Consider the following 6,762-nt stretch of genomic DNA (forward strand, 5'->3'; position numbering starts at 1 on the left):
GGAGCGGGGGTGCGGCGGCGGGTGCGGACGGCGGCGGCGAGGTGGCTGAGGACCTCCTCGGTGGTGTCCCAGCCGATGCAGGCGTCGGTGACCGACTGGCCGTAGGTCAGCTCGCGGGTCGGGTCGAGGTCCTGCCGGCCGGGAAGCAGGAAGCTCTCCAGCATGACGCCGACGATGCCCCGCTGGCCGGTGGCGAGCTGGGCGGCCACGTCGGCGGCCACCACCGGCTGGTTGCGGTGGTCCTTGCCGCTGTTGGCGTGGCTGGCGTCGATCACCACCCGCTCCGGCAACCCGGCCGCCCGAAGCAGGTCCAGCGCCCCGGCCACGGACGCCGCGTCGTAGTTGGGCCGGCCGCCCCCGCCGCGCAGCACCAGGTGACCGTCGGCGTTGCCCCGGGTGTGCATGATCGCCGGGGTGCCGGAGACGTCGATGCCGGGGAAGACGTGCGGTACCCCGGCGGCCCGGATCGCGTCCACGGCGGTGGAGATGCTGCCGTCCGGGCGGTTCTTCATCCCGATCGGCATGGAGAGCCCCGAGGCGAGCTGGCGGTGCACCTGGCTCTCCACCGTGCGCGCGCCGATCGCGCCCCAGCCCACCGTGTCGGCGATGTACTGCGGGGTGATCGGGTCGAGGAACTCGCAGCCCACCGGGAGGCCGAGGCGCAACACGTCGAGCAGGAGCGTCCGGGCCTTCCGCAGCCCGGTGTTGACGTCACCCGAGCCGTCCAGCCCCGGGTCGTTGATCAGGCCCTTCCAGCCCACCGTCGAGCGCGGCTTCTCGAAGTAGACCCGCATCACCACCAGCAGGTCGTCGGCGAGCCGGTCCGCGGCCGCACGCAGGCGGTGGGCGTAGTCGAGGGCGGCGGCCGGGTCGTGCACCGAGCACGGGCCGACCACCACCAGCAACCGGTCGTCGGCGCGGTCCAGCACCCGGCCGACCGCGCGCCGGTCGGCCAGGACGGCCGAGGCGAGCCCGTCGTCCAGGGGCAGCTCGTGGTGCAGCAGGGCAGGAGTGGTCAGCGGCACGACACGGTCGATGCGCTGATCGCTGACCCGATCGGTCTCCGGGGTCGTCACGGTGGGCATCCTTCCGCCGACCGCGCCCCGGGGCCGGTGCCCGGGTCGAGCCGGCTGCTCGTACGCGAATGGGCAGGAACTAACGCTCCTGCCCGGCCGGCTCGATGAGTGGTGACGTCAAATCATGGTGAAGTCACCGGCTCACGAGCCGGCTGCCTAAACCATCGATACGAACGCGTCACAGGGCCCAGCGTACCCGACGGTCCGGGGAAGGCCATCACGTCGTCGGCAAAGCCTCGCCTCATGTTCACCTCCGTCGATGTGACCAGCGGTAACTTCATCGCCACCGACCGCTGCTCCCCGGAGGTTCCCGATGGACCGTCGCACCGTCCTGCGCGCCACCGTCGCCGGTGGCGCCGCCGCCTTCTCCGGCAGCCTCTGGGCCGGCGCCGCACTGGCCGCCCCGGCCCAGCCCGGCACCAGCCCGTACGGCCCGCTCCAGGCCGCCGACGCCAACGGCATCCAGCTCCCCGCTGGCTTCACCAGCCGGGTCATCGCCCGATCCCGGCAGCCGGTGCCCGGCACCTCGTACCCCTGGCACGACGCGCCGGACGGCGGCGCCTGCTTCGTCGCCGGCACCGGCTGGATCTACGTCTCGAACTCCGAGATCTCCAGCACCGGTGGGGTCTCCGCGGTGCGTTTCAATGCCGACGGCAGCATCGCCTCGGCGTACCGGATCCTGTCCAACACCAACCGCAACTGCGCCGGCGGCGCGACCCCGTGGGGGACCTGGCTCTCCGGGGAGGAGGTCAGCCGGGGGTACGTCTACGAGACGTACCCGCAGGGCGGCAAGGCCGGGGTGCGGCGGGCGGCGATGGGGCGGTTCACCCACGAGGCCGCCGCGTGCGATCCCGACCGGAAGGTGATCTACCTGACCGAGGACGAGAGCACCGGCTGCTTCTACCGGTTCCGGCCCACCACCTGGGGCGACCTCTCCGCCGGCACGCTGGAGGTGCTGGTCGCCGGCACCGCCACCAGCGGCCCGGTCACCTGGGCCCGGGTGCCGGACCCGGACGGCTCGCCCACCTACACCCGCAACCAGGTCTCCGGGGCGAAGAGGTTCAACGGCGGCGAGGGCTGCTGGTACGCCGACGGGATCTGCTGGTTCACCACCAAGGGCGACAACCGGGTCTGGGCGTACGACACCGTCAACCAGCGCCTCGACCTGGCGTACGACGACTCGCTGGTTCCCGGGACGGCCCCGCTGACCGGGGTGGACAACATCACCGGCGCCCGCTCCGGTGACCTCTACGTGGCCGAGGACGGCGGCAACATGGAGATCAACATCATCACGCCGGACGAGGTGGTGGCCCCGTTCCTGCGGATCACCGGGCAGTCCTCGTCGGAGATCTGCGGGCCGGCCTTCTCGCCCGACGGCAGCCGGTTCTACTTCTCCTCGCAGCGCGGCACCTCCGGCTCCTCCTCCGGCGGCATCACCTACGAGGTGCGCGGCCCGTTCCGCTCCTGACCGCGCCCGCGCCGCCCGCCGGGGCCGCCCGCCGCGCTGCGTCAGACCCGCCGGCCAGGGCCCGCGCCGGGCGGGGGCCGGCGGGCCCGGCGTCGGGCGGGGCGTGCCCGGCGGGCGCCCGGGGTATGAGGTCGGCATGAGCGATGAGCGCAGCGATCAGGATCGGGTGGAGTCCCGGGCGCACCTGCTGCCCGAGGAGGCGGTGGTGGGCAGCGAGGACCCGCAGGCGCAGGCGGACGCGATCCTCACCGACTCCGACGTCCGGGAGGATCGGTACACCGCGCCGGACACCCTCCTGGAGCGGCGTACCTCCGATCAGACGGTGACCCCGAGCGAGCCGCCGGACTGAGCGGCGGCGCCGCGCGTCCGACGGGAGGCCCGGTAGGTGTGGTCCCGCAACCAGGCCAGCGGGCCCACCATCCGCAACCCCGCCGGCAGGTTGTCGACCGGGTCGAAGGCCAGCTCCGCGTCCTCCTGGGCGCTGAGCTGGTCACCGAGGCTGACCTGCCCGAACGGCCGCCACGGCCCGACCGCGGACGCGACCGCGAGCACCAGCCGCGGGCAGTCCGCCCGGGTCGCGGCGGTCACCTCGGCCAGGTCGCGCCCGAGGTCGACCGACTCCGGGTCGGCCAGCGCGGCCAGGTAGAGCCGTCCCCGTCCCGTCCGGTAGGACATGATCGTGCTGTAGGTCCCGGCGAAGCGCCGCCGGGGCAGCGGCAGGTGGCGCAGCACCGGCGCCGCGCAACTGGAGCTGACCAGCAGGTCGAACGGGCGTTCTGCGCCCCGGTGCAGCCGGACCGCCAGCCCGAGCACGTCCGGCCAGTTCGCCGGCGTGGGTACCCCCTTGGAAAGCCGGACCGTCGCCGGGTAGCGGCCGGGCCGGTCGAGCAGCGTGACCCCGGTGGGCGGCCCGGCCGCGCCCCAGACCGTCACCTCACCGGTGAAGGACCGGCCGAGCGGGTGCAGCAGCCGGGCGCGGCGCAGCCGGGTCAGGGCGGCGGTGGCCCCTTCCACGGCGACGGCGGCGCGGTCGACGAAGGTACGGCAGACGGCGGCAGACGGCATGCCCCACCGGTACCCGGCTGTCCGCCGTCGATGCCACGGCTCCCCGACGGACGGCGCCGGCCGCGGTGCACCGGCGTCACCTTTCCGCCCGGCTGATCGGATAGCGTCGGTGCCATGCCCGACAGCGGTTACCCCTGGCCCATCGAGACGACCCGACTGGACAACGGCCTGCGCGTGGTGGTGAGCGAGGACCGCACCGCCCCCGCGGTCGCGGTGAACCTCTGGTACGACGTCGGCTCCCGACACGAGCCGGAGGGGCAGACCGGCTTCGCCCACCTCTTCGAGCATCTGATGTTCGAGGGTTCCGTCAACGTGGCCAAGACCGAGCACATGAAGCTGGTGCAGGGCTCGGGCGGGTCGCTCAACGCGACCACCAACCCCGACCGCACCAACTACTTCGAGACCGTACCGGCGGAGCACCTGGAGTTGGCGCTCTGGCTGGAGGCCGACCGGATGGGCGGGCTGGTGCCGGCGCTGACCCAGGAAACGCTGGACAACCAGCGCGACGTGGTGAAGAACGAGCGGCGGCAGCGCTACGAGAACGTCCCGTACGGCGACGCCTGGCTGCGCCTGCTGCCACTGCTCTACCCGCCGGGGCACCCGTACCACCACGCCACCATCGGCTCGATGGCCGACCTGAACGCCGCCGACCTGGCCACCTTCCAGGCGTTCCACCGCACCTACTACGCGCCGAACAACGCGGTGCTCACCGTGGTCGGGGACGCCTCCGCCGCCGAGGTCTTCGCGTTGGCCGACAAGTACTTCGGCGCGATCCCCGCCCTGCTGGAGATCCCGTCCGCGCCGGACGGCCGGATCGTCCCGGCCACCGGCCGGCCCGCCGTGGAGACGGTCACCGCCGACGTGCCCGCGCCGCGTGTCTACGTCGCCCACCGCACCCACCCGTTCGGCAGCTCCGGGTACGACGTGACCACCGTGCTCGCCACCGTCCTCGGCAGCGGCCGAGGCAGCCGCCTCTACCAGCGGCTCGCCGACGGCGAGCGGATCGCGCAGCCGGACCTCGTCGGGGCGTACGGGGTGGACCTGGCGCATGCCCCGGCGCCGTTGATCGCCACCGCCACGGCCCGCCCCGGGGTGAGCGCGGACCGGCTGGCCGCCGGGTTGGCCGAGGTGGTCGACGAACTGACCACGGTGCCGGTCACCGCCACCGAGCTGGACCGCGCCAAGGCGCTGCTGAGCACCATGTGGTGGCGGCAGGTGTCCACCGTGGAGGGGCGGGCGGACGTGCTGGGGCGCTACACGACCCAGTTCGGTGACCCGGCGACGGCGGCCGAGCGGCTGCCGGCGTGGCTCGCGGTGACCGCCGGGCAGATCGCCGAGGTCGCCGCCGACGTGCTCGGCGCCGACGACCGGGTGACCCTGACCTACCTGCCCGAGGAGGGGCGGTGAGGGCGAGGAGTGAGCGACGCGGCCCGGCGATCCCATTCGGCCCGAGGCACGCGAGCCCCGCAGTCGCGAACGAGAGGAAGCTCCGATGACGCTGATCACCGAACGTCCCGGCCCGGGCCCCGTCCGCCCGTACCGGTTCCCGCAGGTCGTCCGCCGCACCGTGGCCGGCGGTCAGGTCGTCGCCGCGCACCTGCCCGGGCAGAACCTCGCCGTCGCGCTGCTGCTGCTCGACGCCGGTGCCGGGCGCGAGCCCACCGGCAAGGAGGGGCTCGGCGGGGTGCTGGCCAAGGCCCTGGAGGAGGGGACCGCGCAGCGGGACGCCACCGCGTACGCCCTCGCGATCGAGGCGCTCGGCACCGAGCTGGTGACCGGGTTGGACTGGGACTCGTTCCAGGTCAGCGTGCAGGTGCCGGTGGACCGGTTGAGCGCCGCGGTGGAGCTGCTCGCCGAGGCCGTCCGGACGCCGAGGCTGGACCCGGACGACGTCCGGCGGGTCCGCGACGACGAGGCGACCGCGCTGCGGATGGACTGGGCGAACCCGGGCCCGCGGGCCGACGCCGCGCTGCGGGCCGACCTGTTCGGCGCGGAGAACCGCTGGGGCCGCCCGATGTACGGCGACCCCGACTCGGTGGCCGCCCTGGACGTCGAGGACGTCACCGTCTTCCACTCCGAGTGGTTCATCCGTCCCGGCACCCTCGTCGTCGCCGGCGACCTGGACCGGCTCGACCTGGACGCGCTCGCCGCGGCGGCGTTCGCCGGCACCGGCGGTGGCCCGGTCGAGCGCGGCGGGCCGATCGAGGTGCCGCTGCGCGCCGGCCGGCGGATCATCCTGGTCGACCGGCCCGGCTCCGTGCAGTCCACGCTGCGGCTCGGGCACCCGTCCCCGCACCGCGCCCACCCCGATCACGTGCCGATGACGCTCGCTGGCACCGTGCTCGGCGGGGCGTTCACCTCCCGGCTCAACCACCTGATCCGTGAGGTGCACGGCTACACGTACGGCATCCGCGGCGACTTCGCGTCGTCGCGCCGCTTCGGCCGGTTCGCGGTCAGCTCCGGGGTGCAGACCGCGGTGACCGCGCCCGCGCTGGTCGAGGCGGTCGGCGAGATCACCCGTACCGAGGCCGGAGGGGTGACCGAGGACGAGCTGGCGGTGGCCCGCTCCTGGCGGGCCGGCCAGCTCTCGGTCGAGCTGCAGAGCCCCCGGGCGATCGCGTCGGCGCTGACCACCCTGGTGGTGCACGACCTGCCCGACGACTACCACGCCCGGTTGCGTGAGTCGCTGCTCGCCGCCGACGTCGACCAGGTCTCCGCAGCCGCCGCGGACCATCTGCACCCCGAGTCGCTCACCCTCGTGGTGGAGGGCGACGCCGCCGTGATCCGCGACGAACTCACCGCCACCGGCCTCGGCGATCTCGTCGACCACACCCCCTGACCACCCGGCCGCGACCAGGCCACGATCCGCGCCCGGTCCCGGCCAGCGAAGGCGCGGTTAGGGCGCCCTTCCCGAACAGCCGCGACGTGACGTGCGGAAGCCGCACTTTCCGCGCAAGTGTCGCGATGTGGCGCGGGGAGCCCGCACGGTGCGGGAAAGGTCGCCACGTGGTGCGGGCGGGGCGCTATCCCGGGGCAGTACCGCCCTGTAATGCGGGCGGGCGCGTCCAGGTCGAGCCGGTCCAGGTCGCCGGCGACGACGAGGGTGCCGGGACGGATGAACCACTCGGAGTGGAAGACGGTGACGTCCTCGAC

General features: G+C 74.0%; 6 protein-coding genes. 4 read left to right on the forward strand and 2 right to left on the reverse strand.

Features of this window, described 5'->3' with window-relative positions:
- The coding region (locus C1I99_RS27600) for a 3-deoxy-7-phosphoheptulonate synthase (RefSeq protein ID WP_111137136.1) at window positions 1-1,085 on the reverse strand (1,085 nt) is incomplete at its 3' end.
- Window positions 1,086-1,389: 304 nt separating this feature from the next.
- Here C1I99_RS27600 and C1I99_RS27605 point away from each other — a divergent pair.
- Window positions 1,390-2,544 carry an alkaline phosphatase PhoX gene (locus tag C1I99_RS27605; protein ID WP_111137137.1) on the forward strand — a complete coding sequence of 385 codons (1,155 nt, stop codon included), beginning with the start codon at window positions 1,390-1,392 and terminating at the stop codon, window positions 2,542-2,544.
- A gap of 136 nt (window positions 2,545-2,680) precedes the next feature.
- Window positions 2,681-2,893: a hypothetical protein gene (locus tag C1I99_RS27610; RefSeq protein ID WP_111137138.1), complete on the forward strand. Its 213-nt coding sequence runs from the start codon at window positions 2,681-2,683 to the stop codon at window positions 2,891-2,893.
- Here the strand turns inward: C1I99_RS27610 and C1I99_RS27615 are convergent.
- Window positions 2,860-3,609, reverse strand: a complete 750-nt coding sequence (locus C1I99_RS27615) for a phosphodiesterase (protein ID WP_111137139.1) — start codon at window positions 3,607-3,609, stop codon at window positions 2,860-2,862. The genes C1I99_RS27610 and C1I99_RS27615 overlap by 34 nt on opposite strands.
- Before the next feature lie 114 nt (window positions 3,610-3,723).
- Between C1I99_RS27615 and C1I99_RS27620 the strand changes: the two genes are divergently transcribed.
- Both C1I99_RS27620 and C1I99_RS27625 read left to right on the forward strand, forming a co-directional pair.
- Entirely contained in the window at window positions 3,724-5,016 is a 1,293-nt protein-coding gene (locus tag C1I99_RS27620; RefSeq protein ID WP_111137140.1) for a M16 family metallopeptidase, read from the forward strand.
- A gap of 85 nt (window positions 5,017-5,101) precedes the next feature.
- Window positions 5,102-6,448: a M16 family metallopeptidase gene (locus tag C1I99_RS27625; RefSeq protein ID WP_111137141.1), complete on the forward strand. Its 1,347-nt coding sequence runs from the start codon at window positions 5,102-5,104 to the stop codon at window positions 6,446-6,448.
- Window positions 6,449-6,762: the final 314 nt, after the last annotated feature.

It is taken from the genome of Micromonospora deserti (assembly GCF_003236335.1).
Lineage (GTDB): Bacteria > Actinomycetota > Actinomycetes > Mycobacteriales > Micromonosporaceae > Micromonospora > Micromonospora deserti.

Coding starts and splice junctions, on each gene's coding strand:
- C1I99_RS27605 (WP_111137137.1), top strand. CDS start 1,390: ATGGACCGTCGCACCGTCCTGCGCGCCACCGTCGCCGGTGGCGCCGCC.
- C1I99_RS27610 (WP_111137138.1), top strand. CDS start 2,681: ATGAGCGATGAGCGCAGCGATCAGGATCGGGTGGAGTCCCGGGCGCAC.
- C1I99_RS27615 (WP_111137139.1), bottom strand. CDS start 3,609: ATGCCGTCTGCCGCCGTCTGCCGTACCTTCGTCGACCGCGCCGCCGTC.
- C1I99_RS27620 (WP_111137140.1), top strand. CDS start 3,724: ATGCCCGACAGCGGTTACCCCTGGCCCATCGAGACGACCCGACTGGAC.
- C1I99_RS27625 (WP_111137141.1), top strand. CDS start 5,102: ATGACGCTGATCACCGAACGTCCCGGCCCGGGCCCCGTCCGCCCGTAC.